The sequence below is a fragment of the Collinsella sp. CLA-JM-H32B genome (assembly GCF_040098065.1).
Lineage (GTDB): Bacteria > Actinomycetota > Coriobacteriia > Coriobacteriales > Coriobacteriaceae > Collinsella.
The window spans coordinates 1-19,921 of record NZ_JBBNNA010000014.1 but is presented as its reverse complement, the minus strand read 5'-3'; the positions used below and the strand labels follow the sequence as shown (position 1 = coordinate 19,921).

At 60.7% G+C, this 19,921-nt stretch carries 18 protein-coding genes and 1 tRNA gene; 18 read left to right on the top strand and 1 reads right to left on the bottom strand.

Annotation, left to right across the window (positions count from 1 at the left end):
* Window positions 1-87 precede the first annotated feature (87 nt).
* The 17 genes from tmk to AAA138_RS07815 all read left to right on the top strand — a co-directional run bounded on the left by tmk (window position 88) and on the right by AAA138_RS07815 (window position 18,760).
* Complete coding sequence (gene tmk / locus AAA138_RS07895) at window positions 88-771, top strand: dTMP kinase (RefSeq protein WP_349090331.1); 684 nt, start codon at window positions 88-90, stop codon at window positions 769-771.
* A gap of 1 nt (window position 772) precedes the next feature.
* Window positions 773-1,900, top strand: coding sequence for a DNA polymerase III subunit (locus AAA138_RS07890; protein WP_225093935.1), 1,128 nt, complete (start codon window positions 773-775; stop codon window positions 1,898-1,900).
* A complete protein-coding gene (ricT, locus tag AAA138_RS07885) occupies window positions 1,891-3,591 on the top strand; it encodes a regulatory iron-sulfur-containing complex subunit RicT (RefSeq protein ID WP_349090330.1) in 1,701 nt (566 codons plus the stop codon). The genes AAA138_RS07890 and ricT overlap by 10 nt, the downstream gene beginning before the upstream one ends.
* A gap of 102 nt (window positions 3,592-3,693) precedes the next feature.
* On the top strand, window positions 3,694-4,500 hold the full coding sequence (locus AAA138_RS07880; protein WP_349090329.1) for a double zinc ribbon domain-containing protein: 807 nt from the start codon (window positions 3,694-3,696) through the stop codon (window positions 4,498-4,500).
* A gap of 11 nt (window positions 4,501-4,511) precedes the next feature.
* Window positions 4,512-5,621, top strand: a complete 1,110-nt coding sequence (locus AAA138_RS07875) for a hypothetical protein (protein ID WP_349090328.1) — start codon at window positions 4,512-4,514, stop codon at window positions 5,619-5,621.
* 739 nt (window positions 5,622-6,360) lie between these two features.
* Window positions 6,361-7,386 (top strand): transporter substrate-binding domain-containing protein, encoded by a 1,026-nt coding sequence (locus AAA138_RS07870; protein WP_349090360.1) that lies wholly within the window; start codon window positions 6,361-6,363, stop codon window positions 7,384-7,386.
* A 317-nt stretch (window positions 7,387-7,703) separates the two neighbouring features.
* Window positions 7,704-8,288, top strand: coding sequence for a ribosome-associated translation inhibitor RaiA (raiA, locus tag AAA138_RS07865; RefSeq protein WP_349090327.1), 585 nt, complete (start codon window positions 7,704-7,706; stop codon window positions 8,286-8,288).
* A gap of 79 nt (window positions 8,289-8,367) precedes the next feature.
* A complete protein-coding gene (locus AAA138_RS07860) occupies window positions 8,368-9,321 on the top strand; it encodes a DegV family protein (protein WP_316369989.1) in 954 nt (317 codons plus the stop codon).
* A gap of 99 nt (window positions 9,322-9,420) precedes the next feature.
* Window positions 9,421-10,500 (top strand): NAD(P)-binding domain-containing protein, encoded by a 1,080-nt coding sequence (locus tag AAA138_RS07855; RefSeq protein ID WP_349090325.1) that lies wholly within the window; start codon window positions 9,421-9,423, stop codon window positions 10,498-10,500.
* A 5-nt stretch (window positions 10,501-10,505) separates the two neighbouring features.
* A complete protein-coding gene (locus tag AAA138_RS07850) occupies window positions 10,506-10,934 on the top strand; it encodes a hypothetical protein (protein WP_117716283.1) in 429 nt (142 codons plus the stop codon).
* Window positions 10,935-10,949: 15 nt separating this feature from the next.
* A complete protein-coding gene (locus tag AAA138_RS07845; RefSeq protein ID WP_346972935.1) occupies window positions 10,950-11,648 on the top strand; it encodes a hypothetical protein in 699 nt (232 codons plus the stop codon).
* A gap of 6 nt (window positions 11,649-11,654) precedes the next feature.
* Window positions 11,655-12,740, top strand: coding sequence for an isocitrate/isopropylmalate family dehydrogenase (locus tag AAA138_RS07840; protein ID WP_349090324.1), 1,086 nt, complete (start codon window positions 11,655-11,657; stop codon window positions 12,738-12,740).
* Window positions 12,741-12,866: 126 nt separating this feature from the next.
* Complete coding sequence (locus AAA138_RS07835; RefSeq protein WP_349090323.1) at window positions 12,867-13,952, top strand: hypothetical protein; 1,086 nt, start codon at window positions 12,867-12,869, stop codon at window positions 13,950-13,952.
* A gap of 534 nt (window positions 13,953-14,486) precedes the next feature.
* Complete coding sequence (locus tag AAA138_RS07830) at window positions 14,487-15,977, top strand: PTS transporter subunit EIIC (RefSeq protein WP_342996068.1); 1,491 nt, start codon at window positions 14,487-14,489, stop codon at window positions 15,975-15,977.
* 232 nt (window positions 15,978-16,209) lie between these two features.
* Window positions 16,210-16,941, top strand: a complete 732-nt coding sequence (locus tag AAA138_RS07825; RefSeq protein WP_349090322.1) for a GntR family transcriptional regulator — start codon at window positions 16,210-16,212, stop codon at window positions 16,939-16,941.
* A gap of 143 nt (window positions 16,942-17,084) precedes the next feature.
* On the top strand, window positions 17,085-18,254 hold the full coding sequence (nagA, locus tag AAA138_RS07820; protein ID WP_349090321.1) for an N-acetylglucosamine-6-phosphate deacetylase: 1,170 nt from the start codon (window positions 17,085-17,087) through the stop codon (window positions 18,252-18,254).
* A gap of 32 nt (window positions 18,255-18,286) precedes the next feature.
* Window positions 18,287-18,760, top strand: a complete 474-nt coding sequence (locus AAA138_RS07815; protein WP_349090320.1) for a YhcH/YjgK/YiaL family protein — start codon at window positions 18,287-18,289, stop codon at window positions 18,758-18,760.
* Window positions 18,761-18,956: 196 nt separating this feature from the next.
* Here AAA138_RS07815 and AAA138_RS07810 read toward each other — a convergent pair.
* Window positions 18,957-19,032, bottom strand: a tRNA-Thr gene (locus AAA138_RS07810).
* A 157-nt stretch (window positions 19,033-19,189) separates the two neighbouring features.
* Between AAA138_RS07810 and AAA138_RS07805 the strand changes: the two genes are divergently transcribed.
* Window positions 19,190-19,672, top strand: a complete 483-nt coding sequence (locus tag AAA138_RS07805; protein ID WP_349090319.1) for a PTS sugar transporter subunit IIB — start codon at window positions 19,190-19,192, stop codon at window positions 19,670-19,672.
* Window positions 19,673-19,921 lie beyond the last annotated feature (249 nt).

Sequence of the window (19,921 nt, the reverse complement as noted above, 5' to 3'; positions counted from 1 at the left end):
GGGGTTTGGGACGCGCCTGCCCCTGGGGTATCATGGCTTGGTTGCTATAACTTGCATTTTCGCGCCTTGTAGGAAGGGGCTGCGCCCATGGCTTTTGAGCCCGCTCAACATAGCTTTATCACGCTCGAGGGCGTCGACGGCGCCGGCAAGTCCACGCAGGCGCGCCTGCTGGCCCGCGCGCTCGACCTCGCTGGCTATCAGGTCGTAACTCTGCGCGAGCCGGGCGGCGCCGCCATCAGCGAAAAGATCCGCGCCCTGCTGCTCGACCCCGCCAATACGGCGATGGGCGACACCTGCGAGCTGCTGCTCTACGAGGCCGCGCGTGCCCAGCTGGTGCACGAAGTCATCGCGCCTGCCCTCGCTGCCGGCAAGGTGGTCCTGTGCGACCGTTTCTACGATTCCACGACCTGCTATCAGGCGTTTGCCGATGGCCTCGACCGTCAGATGGTGCGCGATGCCAACAACCTGGCTGTCGCCGGTACGCATCCGGCGCTCACGCTCGTCTATCACATCACGCCCGAGCAGGCGGCGCTGCGCATGGCCGCCCGTGGTGCGGCAGACCGCATGGAGGCCAAGGGCATGGCCTTCCAGGAGCGTGTCTACCAGGGATTTTGCGCAATTGCTGCCGAGGAGCCAGACCGCGTAAAGCTCATCGACGCCACTGCGTCGATCGCAGACGTCTTCACGCAAACGGTCGAGCTGGTTCGCGCGTACGGTCTCGACATTCCCCAAGATGCCGTCGCCGCCGCGCTTGCCCAGGAGGCCGAGTAACATGGCCCCCGCGCAGACAAGCCTGCTGGCCAAGCTCGACACCCAACAGCGCGTGCGCGATTTTTTGACCAACGCCATCGCAAGCGGCCGCGCATCGCACGCCTACCTGTTCTTGGGCGCTTCCGGCGCCGGTAAGCTCGACGCCGCATGGGCGCTTGCCCAGGCATTCCTGTGCGAGCGGGACGGCTGTGGCTCGTGCGACAGCTGCGTGCGCGTCGCCCGCCATACGCATCCCGACGTGCACTATTACACCCCCGAAAGTGCTACGGGCTACCTCATCGCGCAGACCCGCGAGCTGCTCGACGACGTGCCCTTGGCGCCCATCCGCGCCAAGGCAAAGGTCTACATCATCGACCGTGCCGAGCAGCTGCGCGCCAACACCGCCAACGCGCTGCTCAAAACGCTCGAGGAACCGCCCGAGGGCGTCATGTTCATCCTGTTGGGCACCTCGGCCGACGTGATGCTGCCCACCATCGTGAGCCGTTGCCAGTGCGTACCGTTTCGGCTGGTGTCGCCCACTGTGGCCGCGCAGGCCGTGAGCCGCGCCACCGGTCAGGACCCTGCGCGTTGCCGCATGGCCGTCGCTGTGGCGGGAAGCCCCACGCGTGGCATCGAGTTTCTCAAGAGCGCCGAGCGCCAGGACGCCCGTCGTCAGATGGTCCGCGCCATCGACTCGCTCATCGCTGCCGACGAGGCCGACGTGCTCAGCCGCGCCAAGTCACTCATCGTCGCCGTCAAGGCGCCGCTCGCCGAGGTCAAGTCCACGCAGGAAAAGGTGCTCGAGCAAAATGCCGACTACCTGTCGCGTGGAGCATTGAAGCAGCTTGAGGACCGCAACAAGCGCGAACTCAACGCGCGCGAGCGTTCGGGTATCATGGAAGCGCTGGCGAGCGCGCGGACGCTCATGCGCGACGTGCTGCTGACACTTCAGGATGAGGCGGCAGACGTTGTGAACGAGGACGTGCGCGACACGATCGGGCGGCTTGCCGCGGCGACGAATGTTGCGGGTGCCACCCGGGCGCTCGAGGCAGTCGCGACCGCTGAGCGCAACATCGCCAGAAACGTTACTCCCCAGCTGGCCATCGAGGTCATGCTGTTCGATATCAGGAAGGCACTGAAATGCCGTTAGTCGTACCCGTTAAGTTTACCTACGCCTCGCGCGACCTGTGGTTCGACCCACAGGATCTGGATATCCTCGAGGCCGATTATGCTATCTGCTCCACCGAGCGCGGAACCGAGATCGGCCTGGTCACGGCCGATCCCTTCGAGGTGCCGCTCGACGAAATCGGTCAGCCGCTCAAGCCCGTGTTGCGCGTAGCGAGCGACATCGACCTGCAGCTTGCCGACGACCTGGCTATCCAGGGTGACGAGGCCATGGTCGACTTCCGCCGTCTGGTCAAGGAGCTCGACCTCGAGATGAAGCCGGTCGGCGTCGAGTACCTGTTTGGCGGCGAGAAGGCTGTGTTCTACTTTGCTGCCGAGGAGCGCGTCGATTTCCGTCAGCTCGTCAAGGACCTGTCCTCGACGCTGCACATTCGCGTCGACATGCGCCAGATCGGCGTGCGTGACGAGACCCGCCTGGTGGGCGGCTATGCCCAGTGCGGCCAGGAGCTCTGCTGCACGCGCTTTGGCGGACAGTTTGAGCCGGTTTCGATTCGCATGGCAAAAGAGCAGGACCTGCCGCTCAACTCGTCCAAAATTAGCGGCGTCTGCGGCCGCCTGATGTGCTGCCTGCGCTACGAGTTCGAGGCGTACAAGGACTTTAAGAGCCGCGCGCCCAAAAAGAAGACGCTTATCGATACGCCGCTTGGCAAGGCGCGTATCCAGGAATATGACACGCCGCGTGAGCAGCTGGTGTTGCGCCTGGAGAACGGCAAAGTCTTTAAGGTCAACCTGGCCGACATGACCTGCTCGGAGGGCTGTAAAAAGAAGGCCGCCGAGCAGGGCTGCAACTGCCGCCCCGACTGCGTGACGCGCGATGTGCTCGAGCGTATCGAGTCGCCCGAGATGCGCTTGGCGCTTATGGAGCTCGACCGCGAGAACGGCGTCGACGTGGGCGATGGCCTGTCGAGCGCCGACCGTCTGGCGGGGACGACGATGCCCAAGCGCCGCCGTCGCGATGCGGACGCCGATACCCGTGCGGGTCAGAGCCAGGGCGAGGGTCGCGGCCGCGGTAAGGGTCGCGGCAAGGCCGAGGCACCCGAGGCCGAGGAGGCTGCCGGTGGACGTCGCCGCCGCAAGCGCTCGGGTTCGGGCGATACCGGCGAGGCCGCTCCCGCAGGCAAGAATTCCCCCCGCGAGCGCGAGGCTCAGCAGCCCCAGCAGCAAAACCGCGGCGGTGGCATGAATCCCACGCGCCGTCGCCGCCGCCATTTGTCGAGTGAGGAGCGCGAGGACGCCTTCCGCGCCGCAGCCGCTCGCGAAGCCGTCGCCGCCCCCAAGGGTGGTTCGGGTTCCGATACGCCTGCCGACAAGGGTGGCAAGCAGCGCAACGATGACGAGCGCACCCCGCGTCCGCGTCGTCGCCATTCCTCGGGCGCGCAGCAAAAGCCTTCGGTGCCCTCCGTGGCCGATCAGGTCTCGGATGGCGAGGTCAAGGTCACGCGCCGTCGCCCCGGAGATGGCGGAGGGGCGGCCGCCAAGGCCGCGCGCGGCGCTGCTCGCGATGAACGCGAGTCGCGCGACGATCGTGGTGGCGAGGGTTCGGCCGACCAGGGTCAAAAGCGCCGTCGCCGTCGCCGTTCCCGCAAGCCGCGCCAGGATGGTGGCGAGGGCTCGACCCAAAACTCGTCCGCACCGCAACCGCCCACCGGCGAATAGCGCCCGCAAACGGATTTAACCTGCCTGACCCCAAACGCGTCGGGGTACCATAGCGCTGAATCAACAACCCTCCCTGCGACCGAGCGTAGGGAGGGTTGTGTCGTGAAGAGACATTTGAATGTGTTGGGATGCCTGCAAGGTGCCGGCATCCTACCGTTTGCGGACGAATTGCTACCGTTTGCCGAGCGGTTGGCGCACGAGGGGCTTGAGGCGTTGTCGCCCACGCGATGCGCCGGCTGCGAGCGCTCCGGCGCGCTTATTTGCCAAGACTGCTTGGCGGCGCTTGCACTCATCGACCCGCGGCATAGCTGCACCCGATGCGGAGCCCCGTTTGGAGACTTGCTGTGCACCGAGTGCTCGGTCGAGGGTGCGTCTTCGGCGATGGCCGAAGCGCTCGACCGGTGCCTGGCATGTGCCGTTTACACGCATCCGCTGCCGCGGATCATTAAAGCGTACAAAGACGCGGGCGAGCGACGTCTGGCGCCGTATCTGGCAGAGCTGCTATACGACACCGCCTTACATGCCCAGGTCGCGGCACCCGAACGCTACGGCGGTGTGTTGTCCGGCGCCGATGCCGTGGTGTTTGTGCCCGCGACGGCGGCGGCGTTTCGGCGACGCGGTTTCGATCATATGGAAGCCATCGCGCGCCCATTTTGCGAGCTGTCTGGTGTTCCGCTGCTCGACGCCCTCGTTAAGTACGGCCATGGCGACCAGCGTGAACTCGGTCGTGAAGAACGCCGTAAACGCGCCCGAGGCATGTACGAGACCGTTGAGGACGTGCGGGGCCGCCGCCTGCTGCTTATCGACGACGTTATCACCACGGGTGCGACGATGGCAGCGGCTTCGGCGGAACTCAAACGCGCCGGTGCCGCGGCCGTTGATGGCCTTGCTATCGCACGCGTTTGGTAGGGGTGATTCGTGTGGCGGTAACAATCAGGCAGTGCAACAAACCGACAAAAGAGCAGCTAGCGGCTTCCGCAATCCTAACAGGCGCCTCGGCGCTACGCATGATGCGCGCCGAGCGCCGACAGATGGGCTACATCGGCTGGAAGGACCTTGAGCCCGAGGAGGAGTGCCGCGTGCTGTGTACGTCATCGCCTTCGACCGAGGATATCTATCTTCCCGACCTGGTGCGAATTGGAGCCAAAAGCGGCGAGGTGCAAGAAGATCTTTGCTTGCTGGTGGGATCTGCGGCGCAGCGCCGCCGTATGCCTGGCGTGGACTGGTCCGTGTGTTCCGGGTTGCCTGCCGGCGCGATTCTAGAGGTGGAATCGGGGGTGTGCAGCCTATCTCCCGAGGCCCTTTGTGTTGCCGTCGCCCGCGAGGTCGGCTGTATCCAGGCGTTTGCCCTGGCCCAGGAACTGTGTTCCAAGATTTCACTGAGTGATCGCGGGAAGTATCTGCCTCCCTACACCTCACCTGTTGCGAATAGACTTGCAAAGGACAAGGACCAACCGGCAGACGTGGGCTACTTTGAAGTCGAGCCGGTGCTGACGCCCGATCGCCTGGCAGATTACCTTGCGGCATGCAAGGGGAGTGCGGCCAAACAACTGCTACGCCTGTGTCCCTACCTGTCAGAAAACCTGCGCTCACCCATGGAGTGCATCATGCTTGCCATGTTTTCGCTTCCGTTTTCCTATGGCGGATTTGCCTGCGGTCCCTTTAAGACCGACTACAAGATCGAGTTCGATGACCGCGCGCAGGCAATCTCGGGGATGCCGCATGCAGTTTGCGATGCGTACCAGGAAACAGCCCGGTTTGACCTGGAATACAACGGTGAGCTGGGTCATTCCTCTCGAAGGGGACGTGTCCATGATGAAAAACGCAACACGGGCTTGATTACTATGGGAATCGAGGTCGCGACGGTCAACAACGAAATGCTCTGCGACATGGAAGCGATGGAAGCGCTCGCATGGCGCATCCACCAGCGTATGCGAAAGCGGTACCGGAATCGTGTCGATGCCCGCAGGAAGAAGCAAGAGGCGTTGCTTAACACGCTGCGGGCGTGTTTTGGGCTTAAGCCGGTCTAATTCACGTCGAAAGGAGGAGGGGGGGGGTTAATCATATGCCCTGGCCAAAAAATGGCAAATATGAGTACTGTCACTAAATCAGTAACAGCAAAATCAAAGAATTTAGGACTCGGAGGCGGCGTAAAGAAAGAAGATAATAAACAAACGTAGAATAACTAAGCATCAGATTGGCGACACTAAGCGCAAAATCTGTCCGAGAGGCCAAAATTGCCTGTTACAAAATTGGTAACAGTACTCATATTTGCTATTTTTTGGCCACGGCGCCCTAAGACGGGTGTGTTGGGGCTTTCCATAGGGGAGCGACGGGCTCAATCAGAGCACGTGCGGCCCGTCCTGACCTGCGAAATCTGTACTCGCGATGCGAATAACGCCCCTAACCTTAAACTTTAGCTTGAACTTAGCTATAATGCGCTTCGTTCCTACCAGGCTGTGGTTGCGGACGGACGAAATGCCCGTCCTAGTCCAAGACAGACGCGGTCAAAGGGATCCACGTAAGCGACCGCGTGCGCGCGGCGCGATCATGGCGCGTCCTAGATGTAAGCCGCACCGTCCGTTCTACTTTCTTTGGGGCAATACCGCCTCGCGGGCGAGCGGGCCAGTCGTGAAGGTGGCTGCGGCCTCCCGAGCAAACACCCCGGTGCGCAAGTGTGGGGTCAAATACCAGGTCAGCTGGTGGGAACAACCTGATATTCCGCGCAACGCACGGATCGTATACGACACAGAAGGCAGGGTAGTGGACATGGTGAGGGGCAGCTTGATGCACGCGGCTCGGTTAGGTGCTGGGACCGCAGCGGTCATCGCCGTTTTGGGCCTGAGCGGATGCGCGTTCAACCCGCTGTCTACGTTCACGACTCCCACGATCGACCAGATCGAGTACGAGACCGTCACGCCGGCGGTGTCGGACGATGCCCTGGTCACTCCCGGAACCCTGACGGTCGCCCTCGATACTTCCGATGCGCCGCAGGCAATGCAGGGCGCCGACGGCGAGCTCACGGGATATGCGGTCGACGCCGCCCGCGCCCTCGCAAGCCGCATGGGCCTTAAGGTCGCCTTTGTCGATGCGTCCTCGGCAGGTTCCGCGCTCGGCGACAAAAAGGCTGATATCTTTATCGGCGAGATCAACTCCACAGACGGGGACGTTAGCTCGCTCGGCACCTGCCTGTACGATGCCGCTTCTGTGTTCGGTAAAACCAGCGATGGTGGGTCGCTAAGCGTTTCCACCGATACCCTTAACGCGTCTACCCTGGGTGTCCAGATGTCCTCGGCCTCGCAGGAGGCGCTTGCCAAGCAGAGCATTACCGCCAACCAAAAGACCTACTCCAACATCAACGAGTGCTTTGAGGCGCTCGAGTCCGGCGAGGTCGACTATGTGATCTGCGACTCCACGGCTGGCGGCTACCTTGCACGCCTGATGAGCGAGATCTCCTATGTCGGTGCGCTCGAGGCACCCTCGACGCTTGGTGTTGCGGGCCTCTCATCCAATGACGAACTGTGCCGTGCCGTGAGCGATGCCCTCGACGGCATCACGGTCGACGGTACGCTCGAGGCGGTCCACTGCGTCTGGTATGGCAGTATGCCCTACGACCTCACCACTAAGACGGTTTCGGGCGCTAACGTGCAGCCGGGCGACTCTGAGTCCAGTGAGACCACGTCCTCCGGCAGCGAGTCCTCCGATTCCAACAATGAGACCGCATCCTCCGAGGACAAATCGTCCAGCCAGGAAGGCGCCATCACCGACGACGACATTAACAAACTCAATAGCTAGTTATTGCTAGGGGTGGTGTCTCCTATACGTTGGAAAGGACACTTCTTCACGGTTTCAACACGCACTGCCGGGTTTCCCCAATAGGGGAGCCCGGCTTTTTCATCCCTATAAAACCAGCAGGTCAAAGCCAATTTTCGAGACCAAATACAAATCTGTGGGCTCCCTCCTATAGCGCACTTTGCCATGGAAAAGTACGAGACTTCGGTATGCGGTATCAAGCAGTCGTTATTCGGGTCTTTGGGAATTCGCGTGATTAAATGCACGGCAATGGGTACATAGCCAGTACGGTAAGTCCCCGAGGCAGATTGGAGCCACGTATGGATATCAAGGTTTCTGGACGCAAGACGACGGTAACCGATGCTCTGCGTGCGCATGTGGATGAGAAAATCGGCGAGGCGCTCAAGGTTTTCGACATCGAGCCCATGACAGTCGACGTCGTGCTTCGTTATGAGAAGAACCCCTCGAACCCCAACCCGGCAATCGTCGAGGTCACGGCTCGTGCCCGCGGTTCGGTGATTCGCGTTGCCGAGCACGGCGCAGATATGTACGCCGCCATCGACCTCTCCGCCGATAAGGTCACCCGCCAGCTGCGCAAGTTCAAGACCAAGGTCGTGGACAACCGCCAGGGCGGTGCCAGCGCAGCGGATGTCGCACCGGTCGAGCGCGTCGAGGATCTGGCCGACCTGCTGCTGCCCGAGGAGGAGGACGACCTGCTCGTCCGTGAGAAGGTCATTGATGTCACCCCGATGACTGAGGAGCAGGCGCTGGTGCAGACCGATCTGCTCGGCCACGACTTCTACGTGTTCGAGAACGCGACGACTGGCCTCATCAATGTGGTGTATCACCGTAAGAATGGTGGATATGGCATCATCAAGCCCCGCATCGAAACACTTGACGAGTAAAATACGTTAACTTGCATGAGTTAACGGTTGGCGGCCATCCCATGCGGGTGGCCGCCTTTTTACGTAAGGAGTCGCTTTGATGGACAAGGCCGCATCCGCCGGTCATTCGGACCGTTGCCGCATCGTCGTCGATACTTGCTGCGACTTTAGCCCCGAGGTCGCCGCGAACCTCGATGTCGATATCCTGGGTTTCCCCTTCATTATCGATGGCGAGGAGCGCACGGATGACATCTGGTCGAGCATCACACCCAAGGAGTTCTACGACCGCATGCGCGCCGGCGCTCGCGTGTCTACCTCCGCCGTGTCGCTCGGTCGCTATATCGAGTTCTTTACCGAGTGTGCCAAGGAGGGCACGCCCACGGTCTACCTGTGCTTTACCTCGGCGCTGTCGTCGAGCTACAACTCCGCGTGCCAGGCGGCAGATGCCGTGCGCGCCGAGTATCCCAACTTTGAGCTCTACGTGGTCGACAACGCTCTGCCCTGCGCGACCGGCGCGCTCCTGGCGCTCGAGGCCGTGCGCCAGCGCTCGGCGGGACTCACCGCCAAGCAGCTGGTCGACTGGGCAAACGAGGCAAAGACCTACGTCCACGGCTACTTTACGCTCGAGAGCTTCGACGCGCTGGCTGCCGGCGGCCGCATTCCGCCCGCGGCGGCGCAGCTCACGGCAAAGCTCGATGTCAAGCCCGAGCTCTCCTACGACCTTGCCGGCTCGCTGTCGCTGATTGGCGTCAACCGCGGCCGCAAGAAGGCGCTCAAGTCCATCCTCAAGTCGTTCCGCGAGAACTACGTGCCCGACCGCACCATGCCCATCGCCATCATGACGGCCGATGCCGAAAAGGACGGTGACTGGCTCGAAGCCGCCATCCGCAAGGAGGAGGGCTGCGCCGACGTCACGATCATTCGCAGCTCCGTGGGTCCCACCATTGGCTCGCACGTGGGCCCCGGCATGGTGGCCTGCGCGTTTTGGGGCAAGAATCGCGCCGAGAAAGCCTCGCTTTCCGACCGCATCGCGCGCCGCGTGCGAGGCGAGTAGGTAGGCGCTGCGGCTGCAAGTGCCCTCAAGTCACGGCCGAAACGCTGGCACCGAGTATTTTAACCTGGTAACAACACCCAACCCAAAAGGAAAGGTTTCATGGCAAACAAGCTCTCCGTCGCATTCATCGGCACCGGAATCATGGGTGCCCCCATCGCCGGCCACATCCTGGACGCCGGCTACCCCGTCACGGTCAACAACCGCACCAAGTCCAAGGCCGCCGCGCTTATCGAGCGCGGCGCCGTCTGGGCTGATACGCCGGCAGATGCCGCGGCGAACGCCGACGTTGTCTTTACCATGGTGGGCTATCCCTCCGAGGTCGAGGAGCTCTACCTGGCGGGCGACGGCCTGCTCGCGTGCACTAAGCCCGGCGCGGTCCTGATCGACCTCACCACGAGCTCGCCCGAGCTGGCGCGCGACATTGCCGAGGCCGCCCAGGTCTCCGGCCGCATGGCGTTTGACTGCCCCGTCACCGGCGGCGAGTCGGGAGCTATCGCCGGCACGCTCACGGCTATCGTGGGCGCCACCGAGAACGACATCGCGCCGGTCCGCGACATCCTTTCCACCTTTGCGGCAACCATCTGCTGCTTCGATGGCGCCGGCAAGGGTCAGGCTGCCAAGCTTGCCAACCAGGTGTCGCTGGGCGCCTGCATGGTTGGTATGGCCGATGCGCTGGCCTTTGCCGAGCTGAGCGGCCTTGATCTTGAGAAGACCCGTCAGATGATCCTGGGTGGCACCGGCAAGTCCGGCGCTATGGAGAGCCTGGCGCCCAAGGCGCTCGACGGCGATTACAAGCCCGGCTTTATGGTCGAGCACTTCATCAAGGACCTGCGCTTGGCGCTCGCCTATGCCGACGACCGCGAGCTTGCGCTGCCCGGTGCCGACGTGGCCTTTACGCTCTACGACATGCTCGACGCCATCGGTGGTGCCAAGCTGGGTACCCAGGCCGTCACGGTCCTCTATAAGGAGGAGGCCGACGCCATCGCCGCCGGTCTGGACTGGTCGCAGTATCGTCCCGAGGAGCATGGTGCTCACGAGGAAGGCTGCGGTTGCGGCGAGCATGGCGACGATCACGAGTGCGGTTGTGGCCACCACCACGACGAGGGCCACGAGTGCTGCGGCGGCCACGGCCATGACGACGGCCACGAGTGCTGCTGCGGCCACCATCACGAGGAGTAACGCCCATGAGCTGGACGTTCGTGGTGCTTGCGCTGGCGCTCTTTCTCTTTGCGATCTACATCGGTTTTTTGTGCGGCCAGTGGGCGTGCGAAAAGCGCGTGATCACCAAGCGCGACTACTGGATTGCCAACTTTGCGGGTGCGGCGGCAGTCGTCCTGCTGACCTGGGTGTTCTCGCTGTTCCCGCTGGTGCAGTTTGCGCCGATCGGCTGGCTCGGCGGCTTTATCGCCGGCCTTAAGATGAGCTTTGGCGAGTCCGTCGGTCCGTGGCGCAAGCACGACGAGGTCTTTAACGTCAACAAGGCCCATCGCGCCGCCGCCGACGCGGGCGACGCCGAGGAGCGCCGCCGTGCGCGTCGCAATGGCGCGGCCGACCGACAGCTCATCTCGGTCACCGATGACAGCAAGGGTGCTGGCAAGCACGCTAAGAAATAGTAAGAAGAGGTAACTATGGCAGAAAACAAAGACGAACAGCTCACCGACGAGGAGCTGGCACAGCTCCAGCTGGCAGAGGAGAACGAGAACGCCGTCGACCGTCTGGTCCAGGAGCTCGGCTGCCCCACGCGCCGTATCCGCCAGTTTGCCGCCCGCGTGCTGCACCTGCTTGCCGAGCGCGATCCGCAGCGCGTCGTGCCCTGCGTGCCCGCGCTGATCGAGGCGCTCGACCGCCCCGAGGCGCAGACCCGCTGGGAGGCTCTCGATGCCCTGACGGCGCTCGCCACCACCTGCCCCGAGCAGCTGGGCGATGCCTTTGAGGGCGCCGAGACCGCACTGTTCGACGAGATTTCCTCCACGCTGCGCTATGCCGCCTTCCGCCTGCTGTGCGTGTGGGGCGCCACGAGTGTCGAGCGTTCGCGCGAGGCTTGGCCCATCCTGGACGAGGCCATCCAGTGCTACCACGGTGATCTCGAGTATCGCGACATGCTCGGTTGCCTGTACGAGTTTGGTCAGGGCGAGATTGACGCCGAGGTTGCCGAGAAGCTCGCGCTGCGCCTTAAGTTCGACGCCGAGAACGGCAAAGGCAGCTATCTCAAGGCCCGTTCGAGCGAGATTTGCGAAATGCTTGTTAAACGTTTTGGCCTGGATCTCTCCAAAAAGAAGAAGCGTGCTAGCGTTAAAAAATCTGACGACGCCGAAGACGAGGAGTAACAGATTATGGCGCACGATGTAGTCCTGATTCCCGGTGACGGTATCGGTCCCGAGATTACGCAGGCCATGCGCCGCGTGGTCGAGGCCGCCGGTGTCCAGATCAATTGGAACGTCCAGGAGGCCGGTGCCGGTGTCATGGACGAGTTTGGCACGCCGCTGCCCCAGCACGTGCTCGATGCGGTCGCCGAGACCAAGGTTGCCATCAAGGGTCCCATTACTACGCCGGTTGGCACGGGTTTCCGCAGCGTTAACGTCGCCCTGCGCAAGCACTTTGACCTGTACGCCTGTGTGCGCCCTTGCCTGTCGCAGCCGGGCGACGGCTCGCGCTTCCGCGACGTCGACCTGGTCATCGTGCGCGAGAACACCGAGGACCTCTATGCCGGCATCGAGTTCGATGAGGGGGCTGCCGAGGTCGAGGAGCTCTCGCAGCTTGTCGAGCGCTCGGGTCAGAAGGCCTTCGCCGCCGATTCCGCTATCTCGATCAAGCCCATCTCCATCGCCAAGAGCCGCCGCATTGTGGAGTACGCCTTTGAGTACGCCCGCCGCTGCGGCCGCAAAAAGGTGACGGCCGTGCATAAGGCCAACATCATGAAGGCGACCGATGGCCTGTTCCTGCGCGTTGCGCGCGAGGTGGCCGCCAACTATCCCGATATCGAGTTCAACGACAAGATCGTCGACGCCACCTGCATGGGCCTGGTCCAAAACCCCAACGACTTCGATGTCCTGGTGCTGCCCAACCTGTACGGCGATATCGTCAGCGACCTGTGCGCCGGCCTGGTGGGCGGTCTGGGCATGGCCCCCGGCTCCAACATCGGTGCCGACTGCGCCATCTTCGAGGCTACGCACGGCTCCGCGCCCGATATTGCCGGTCAGGATATCGCCAACCCCACGGCCGAGATCCTCTCTGCTGCGATGATGCTCGATCACCTAGGCGAGAACGGTGCTGCCAGTCGCATTCGTGCCGCCGTATCTGCCACGCTCGACGAGGGCGAGCAGGTTACCGGTGACGTGCGTCGTGCCCAGACTGGCTCCGTCGAGGGTGCGGTGGGTACGCAGGCCTTCGCCGATGCCGTTATCGCGCACCTGGCCTAAGGTATGCACGCTGCAAACGCCTAAATAGTACTTAAGTGTTTGCGTATAACCTAAGAATCAATACGCCCGGCGCTCTGCCGGGCGTATTCTATTGGGGACTATGTTTCCTAACAAGGAGTAACTGATATGGGTCTGATTCAAAAGAAGGACGAGAAGGACGAGATCGACGGCATCCAGATCATCGAGCGCGGCGAAGGCCCCGACGGTGATGAGGACGAAAAGATCGACCTGGTCGCCGGCACGTCTGCCGAACATATTGCCGCCGGCACGTCCGCCGAGGAGGAGGACGCTCGCCTGGAGGCAAAGATCGCCGCGGATGCAGCTGACGAGAACCTCATGCCCGAGGAACAGGACGAGGACGACGACTCCGACGTGGACGACCACGCTTGCAAGCACAAGAAGACGATGATTGCCGCCTTTGTGGTCGCCGTCGTGATTGCTGCCGTGGTCGGCTTCTTTATCGGCAACGGTGGTTTTGGCGGCAAGGGCGTCGGCTCGGCGACCCTGTCCGAGGACCAGCTCGATTCGACCGTGGCAAGCTATAGCTACAACGGCAAGAAGAGCGACATCACCGCGCGTGAGGCCATCGAGAGCCAGTACAGCCTCGACACCGTCAAGGACGATGACGGCAACTACACCGCTCCGTCTGCCGACGTTATCCTGTCCTACGTGCGCAACCAGATTCTGCTGGACGCTGCCGAGGACGAGGGCATTACCGTCTCTTCCAAGGAAATGAAGCAGTACGCCGAGGATTCCATCGGCACCTCCGACTACAAGACCATGGCCACGCAGTACGGCGTGTCCAAGGACCAGGCCAAGCAGATCGTCCGTCAGTCCGCGACGCTGCAGAAGCTCTACAAGAAGAAGGTGGGCGATAGCTCCGCAAGCATGCCGACCGCTCCGACAGAGCCTTCTGACGGCAACGAGGAGACTGCGAGCAAGGACTACGCCGACTACATCATCAACCTTGCCGGCGATGAGTGGGATAGCTCAAAGGGCACTTGGAAGGATGCCGACAGCACCTATGCCAAGGCCTTTGCCGATGATGCCTTTACGACCGATAGCGCCACCTATAAGCAGGCCATGACCGCCTATTACACTGCCTACCAGCAGTACTCCTCGCAGGCTTCGAGCGCCAGCTCCAAGTGGACCGAGTACGCCAACGGACTCTACGCCAAGGCCAACATCAGCATCTACGGCCTGTTTGCGTAAAGATTGCCTGAGCCTTCGAGTACGAAGCCGAAATATCTGATGAAGCCCCCTAGAACTGACATCGTTCTAGGGGGCTTTTTGCGTTGCAGGGAAGGGCGAGGAAGAGGGTGGTAGGGGAGAGGTTATATACAAATTCTTGGAGACTTTATTCATGTAAAGTGAAAACGATTTCGGCCAAACTGGTAGTAACAATGTGGTACCACTGTTCATCTGGTAGTAACCACTTTTGAGATGAAATCGAATGGAAATTGCTAAGAATTAGTTTGGTAATGAAAGAAACGCAGCACATCTACCTGCGCAAATTACCGTTTACGGGCCAAAAATAACCGTTTGGCAACGATATAGTAATTTGAACGAAATGTGGTGGACGTTTGAATTGAGTGTGTGCTACCGTACATACCAGCAACCCGAGAAAAGGGACTGGGTTGTCTAAGTTTGCGCACCAATGCCGGCAAGCGGAGAAGCCGGTATGCACAAGGCGCGGACATGGAACTCGTTGGTGAACAACGAAAGAAAGGTTGGAGGAGATACCATATGATGAAGTACCTCCAGAAGCTCGGCAAAGCGCTGATGCTTCCCGTCGCGGCGCTTCCCGTCGCAGGTATTCTTATGGGCGTGGGCTACCTGCTCGCTCCCGCAGTCATGGGTGCTGCCGGTGACACTACCGGTTTTGCCTATACCGCCGGTTTCCTGCTCATCAAGGCAGGCGGCGCTCTTATCGATAACATGGCCTGGCTGTTCGCAGTCGGCGCCGCTGTCGGCCTTGCCGACGATCACGATGGCACCGCTGGCCTCGCTGGCCTCGTCGCCTTCCTGATGATCCAGCAGCTCCTGAACCCTGCTGTTGTTGGCACCATTCGTGGTATGGACGCCGATGCTCAGACCGCTTGGCTTGCCACGACCGAGGGCATCGCGTTCTCCAAGATCGCTGGTAACTCCTTCATCGGCATCCTGTCCGCCGTCATCGGTGGCACTTGCTACAACAAGTTCAAGGACACTCGTCTTCCCGACTGGCTGGCCTTCTTCTCCGGCAAGCGTTGCGTCGCCATCATGACCGCCGTCATCTGCATCGTCGTCTCCGTCGTCCTGCTCTTTGCTTGGCCGCTCATCTTCGGTGCTCTTGTTGCTCTTGGTGAGGGTATCGCCGCCATGGGTGGTATCGGCGCTGGCATCTACGCCTTCCTCAACCGCCTGCTCATCCCGACCGGTCTGCACCACGCTCTGAACAACGTGTTCTGGTTCGACACCATCGGCCTGGGCGACCTGACCCACTTCTGGGCTGGCGAGACCTCTGCTGACGTCAAGTGGAGCCTCGGTATGTACATGTCCGGCTTCTTCCCCTGCATGATGTTCGGTATCCCGGGCGCTGCCCTGGCTATGGTTCAGACCGCTAAGAACAAGAAGGCTGCTATCGGCCTGGTTGTCTCCGCTGCTATCTGCGCCTTCGTCTGCGGCGTCACCGAGCCCTTCGAGTTCGGCTTCATGTTCCTGTGCTTCCCGCTCTACGTCGTGTACGCTGCCCTGTACGGCATCTTCACCATCGTCACCTACTATGTTGGTTTCCGTGCTGGCTTCTGCTTCTCCGCTGGTGCTACCGACCTCCTGTTCTCCTCTAGCCTCCCGGCTGCCGCCAACACTTGGATGATCATCCCGCTGGGCATCGCTGCCTTCGTGGTCTTCTACCTCGTGTTCCGCTTCGCCATCACCAAGTTCAACCTCATGACCCCTGGTCGCGAGGATGAGGATGTCGAGGAGACCTCCGCTTCCGCCGCTGCTGGCGACGACAAGTTCGCCGCTCTGGCCGCCGCTGTTCTCGCTGCCGTCGGTGGCAAGGAGAACGTCAAGACCGTTGACTGCTGCGCTACTCGCCTGCGCTTCGAGCTCGGCGATTCCGATCTGGTCGACGAGGCTGCCTGCAAGAAGGCTGGCGCTCTGGGTGTCATGAAGATGGACAAGGGTGCTACCCAGGTCATCATCGGCACGCAGGTCCAGGCTGTTGCCGAGGAGCTCAAGAAGCTTCTCTAAGCCTTAAAGACGTATCTGTCTTGCAAAGGGTCGTCCCGCTCCGCGGGGGCGGCCCTTTTTGCTACCTTAATACTTGATGCAGCGATGTAATTGGTATTACAGTACACAGGCAATCAACTGGCAAACATTATTGAAATATGCTTGTTGACCTGCTGTTATTCCATTAAAACTGCTATAGTACGTGGTGTCTGGTTACAACCAATTTCGAGTCATATATCCGGCAGGTATCATTATGGCAATGGGAGCGCGCAAACAACCTTTGTACGATCAGCTCGTCGATTTGCTGACCGATAAAATCGATCACGAGCTTCGACCTGGCGACTATTTGCCGTCCGAGCGTGACTTGTCGGAGCGCTACGGGCTCTCGCGTACGACGGTTCGCCTTGCCCTGCAGGAGCTTGAGCGCCTAGGCTTGGTGGTTCGTCAGCGCGGCCGTGGAACCATGGTGTGCGACCGCTCTCTGCAAACGGCAAACCTCTCGCAAATCTATAGCTTTACCGAGCAGATGAAGGCGATTGGCCGTGTGCCCAAGACGACGATTCTTGAGTTTACCGAGGTCGAGGCTGACAAGAATATTGCCATAGAGATGAACGCGCGTCTTGGCGAGCGTCTGTATAAGATCAAGCGCCTGCGTATTGCCGATGGCGTGCCGCTGATGATTGAGTGTACATATCTGCCGAGTCGTAAGTTCTTTGCGCTTAAGCGCCCCATGATCGAGAATAAATCGCTGTACGACATGATCGAGCAGGACTTTCACGAGAAAGTTCGCGTGGCAGAGGAGGAATTCTACGCGAGTATTGCCCGCCATTCCGATGCCCGTCTGCTCGAGATTGCCGAAGGCGCACCGGTCCTGGATTTGATTCGTACTACATACGACATGAACAACGAGGTTATCGAGTATACGCGTTCGGTTGCGCGCGCCGACCAGTTTAAGTACAAGGTCTACCACAACCGCGCAGTCTAGAGTTATTGGGTATAAACGGCTTGGCGTGTTTTGCGGCGGGTGCAAAATGTGCCAAGCGCAAGAAGGCAACGAACAATCGCTCGAATTAACAATGCAGTGGTTTTTGATCCGCCCTAAAACGCACTGCGGGTACGGGAGCATAGATGAGCACGTATGCTATCAAGGCCGACAAGTTCTTTTTGCCGGCGGGGCCGCAGCTGGGCGGCTACCTCATGGTCGAAGATGGCGTCTTTGGCGCTTGGCAGGCCGATGAGCCCGCTTGCGAGATCAAAGATTATTCGGGTACATGGATTGCGCCGGGCATGGTGGACACCCACATTCATGGCTTCTATAACCATGCCACGACCGATAACGATGCTGAGGGTATCAACATCAGCTCGACCGAGCTCGCTCGTCGTGGTACCACCAGCTGGCTGCCTACGACCTTTACCGACGGTGTGGAGCAGATCAAGGACGCCTGCGCTGCCATTGCACGGGCGGACGAAGAGCGTGGACCTGAGTTCTGCGGTGCTCGTATTCAGGGCATCTACCTGGAGGGTCCGTTCTTTACCATGAAGCATGTGGGCGCCCAGAACCCTGCTTATCTGATCGACCCGTCCGAGAAAGTTTTTGACGAGTGGCAGGAGGCTGCCGGCGGTCGTATCGTCAAGAGCGCCATGGCGGCCGAGCGCGATGGCGCTGCCGCTTACGCCGCGGCTCTGAGCGCAAAGGGCGTCGTGACCTGTATTGGCCACTCCGATGCCACCTATGATGAGTGTGCTGCAGCGATCAATGCTGGCGCCAGCTGCTTTACGCATACCTACAACGGCCAGCGCGGTCTGCATCACCGTGAGCCCGGTGTTGTCGGGGCTGCTATGACCACGCCCAACACCTATGCCGAGATCATTTGCGACGGTAAGCACGTGAACCCTGCTGCTATCAAGGCACTGCTGCAGGCCAAGGGCTGGCAGCACACGGTGCTGATCACCGACTGCCTGGGTTGCGGCGGCATGCCCGAGGGCAAGTACACCAGCGGTGGCATGGATGTCATTATGAAGGACAACCTTTGCTGGCTCGCCGATGGCTCTGCTATCGCCGGCTCGGTGCTCACGCTCGCGCAGGGCGTCAAGAACATCGTCGACTGGGGTCTTGCGAGCGCCGATATCGCAATTCGCATGGCGACCGAGGTGTCCGCGCGTTCTGCTCACGTCGAGGATAAATGTGGCAGCATTATGCCTGGCCGCGATGCCGATTTTGTCGTGTTCAATCCCGACCTTACCCTGGTCGAGACGTATGTGGGTGGCAACAGCGTCGGTAATGCGTTTACCGAGTAGCTGCCAAAGAAACGATCCGAGAGGGGATTTAGATGATTTACGGTGCATTGGGCGATATCGAGGAGTACCGCGGAATGCTCAAGGGCCTCGACGTGCTGATCGACTGGCTCGAGGAGAACGACCCGGCGCAGCTCGAGGTCGGCAGCCATCAGATTCTGGGCGACAAGGTCTTTGCGAACGTCATGGCTCCCACGACGCGTCCCGAGGCCGAGGCTCACTATGAGACGCATCAGCGCTATCACGACCTGCAGATTGACGTCGAGGGTCGCGAGGCCTTTAAGGTTGCCACGGGCAGCCTGACGCTGGTCCAGGAGTTTGACGAGAAGGACGACTACGACCTGGTCGATTCCGACGCTTCGATCGCCGGCGATTTTGCTGACGACAAGTTTGCGCTGTTTGTCGCCGGCGAGCCTCACATGCCCACGCTCGAGTTCCCGGGCGATGGCGCACAGCCGGTCAAGAAGATCTGCTTTAAGCTGCTTGCAGACGCTTACTGGGAAGAGTAGCGCGCTGCTCGTGAGCTAGCGTGATTCCCCTTGGGGAGCGCGTTTAAGCCCCGCTGATCGCGGTTCCTTTGGGGATTGCGGTTAGCGGGGCTTGTTGTTGAGTAGGGGAGTTATCGGCGGCGTTGTGCTTGGATTGGCGGATGTTCGCCAGAAATCGGCAACAAAAAAGCCGCCCGAAGGCGGCTATCTTGTGCAATGGAGCCAGCGACCGGGCTCGAACCGGTGACCCCCGCTTTACGAGAGCGGTGCTCTACCAACTGAGCTACGCTGGCGGCCATGTGGTGACGCAACTGAGGCGTCAACGGCTGTCTATGATACGGGACATCGCACATCCGCGCAAGTGTTCTGACGGCTTTTCTCACTTTAAATGCACTAATATTGGAAACGTGATGTCCCGCTCGTATGGGTCTCAAACAGAATGGGGCAGCCATGGCTCAACTCAAGATCCTTCTCACGCGTATCGATGACCGTTTCATTTACGGGCAAGACGTTGAGCTGTGGAACGAAGCCGTGGGTTCCAACCTTGTTTTAATCGTCAACGATGAGATCGCGGCAGATTCGCGCCAATGGGCACCCATGAGGGTGGCGGTGCCAGAAGGCGTTTGGACACGGTTTTTCTCGGTGCAAAGGACCGTCGACATCATTCATACCGCAACGCCGCGCCAGTTGATTCTGATTATGGTGGCCTCACCCGCCGATGCGCTCGCGCTGGTTAAGGGTGGTGTGCCGATCACCAAGATCAGCATTGGGCATATGCAGACAGGGGAGGGCAAGCGTCCCGCAACGCCCGCAGTTGCCGTAGACGACACAGACGTCGCTGTTCTCAGAGAGCTGCAAAAGCTCGGCATAGAACTAGAAATCCGCTATCTCCCCAGTTCCGCCCCCGACCCCATCGGCAATCTGTTCAACTGATCCCTTGGGGACGGAGGAAAACGAATCATTTTGCCCTTGCGAGGGACGCGTGCGATGCTGCCTGTCAAAAACAATGCCCATTTACTACGTTTGATCGGCTATCGCCGAGCATGTCGAATTTGAGAAAAACAAAACCGACGCTCCTATAAGTTGTCAATAGGCAGTTTGCGGGAGCGCTCCCTTCAATTCGCACAGGAGCTCGTAATACCTCCTCTCCAGTTTCGTCGACCGCCGTCTCCCATGTTCCAG

Excerpts from the sequence above, each read along its gene's own strand:
- raiA (WP_349090327.1), top strand. The coding sequence starts at position 7,704 with ATGGATATCAAGGTTTCTGGACGCAAGACGACGGTAACCGATGCTCTG.
- AAA138_RS07815 (WP_349090320.1), top strand. The coding sequence starts at position 18,287 with ATGATTTACGGTGCATTGGGCGATATCGAGGAGTACCGCGGAATGCTC.
- tmk (WP_349090331.1), top strand. The coding sequence starts at position 88 with ATGGCTTTTGAGCCCGCTCAACATAGCTTTATCACGCTCGAGGGCGTC.
- AAA138_RS07850 (WP_117716283.1), top strand. The coding sequence starts at position 10,506 with ATGAGCTGGACGTTCGTGGTGCTTGCGCTGGCGCTCTTTCTCTTTGCG.
- AAA138_RS07860 (WP_316369989.1), top strand. The coding sequence starts at position 8,368 with ATGGACAAGGCCGCATCCGCCGGTCATTCGGACCGTTGCCGCATCGTC.
- AAA138_RS07855 (WP_349090325.1), top strand. The coding sequence starts at position 9,421 with ATGGCAAACAAGCTCTCCGTCGCATTCATCGGCACCGGAATCATGGGT.
- AAA138_RS07805 (WP_349090319.1), top strand. The coding sequence starts at position 19,190 with ATGGCTCAACTCAAGATCCTTCTCACGCGTATCGATGACCGTTTCATT.
- ricT (WP_349090330.1), top strand. The coding sequence starts at position 1,891 with ATGCCGTTAGTCGTACCCGTTAAGTTTACCTACGCCTCGCGCGACCTG.
- AAA138_RS07825 (WP_349090322.1), top strand. The coding sequence starts at position 16,210 with ATGGCAATGGGAGCGCGCAAACAACCTTTGTACGATCAGCTCGTCGAT.
- nagA (WP_349090321.1), top strand. The coding sequence starts at position 17,085 with ATGAGCACGTATGCTATCAAGGCCGACAAGTTCTTTTTGCCGGCGGGG.
- AAA138_RS07890 (WP_225093935.1), top strand. The coding sequence starts at position 773 with ATGGCCCCCGCGCAGACAAGCCTGCTGGCCAAGCTCGACACCCAACAG.
- AAA138_RS07845 (WP_346972935.1), top strand. The coding sequence starts at position 10,950 with ATGGCAGAAAACAAAGACGAACAGCTCACCGACGAGGAGCTGGCACAG.
- AAA138_RS07840 (WP_349090324.1), top strand. The coding sequence starts at position 11,655 with ATGGCGCACGATGTAGTCCTGATTCCCGGTGACGGTATCGGTCCCGAG.
- AAA138_RS07830 (WP_342996068.1), top strand. The coding sequence starts at position 14,487 with ATGATGAAGTACCTCCAGAAGCTCGGCAAAGCGCTGATGCTTCCCGTC.
- AAA138_RS07870 (WP_349090360.1), top strand. The coding sequence starts at position 6,361 with ATGGTGAGGGGCAGCTTGATGCACGCGGCTCGGTTAGGTGCTGGGACC.
- AAA138_RS07835 (WP_349090323.1), top strand. The coding sequence starts at position 12,867 with ATGGGTCTGATTCAAAAGAAGGACGAGAAGGACGAGATCGACGGCATC.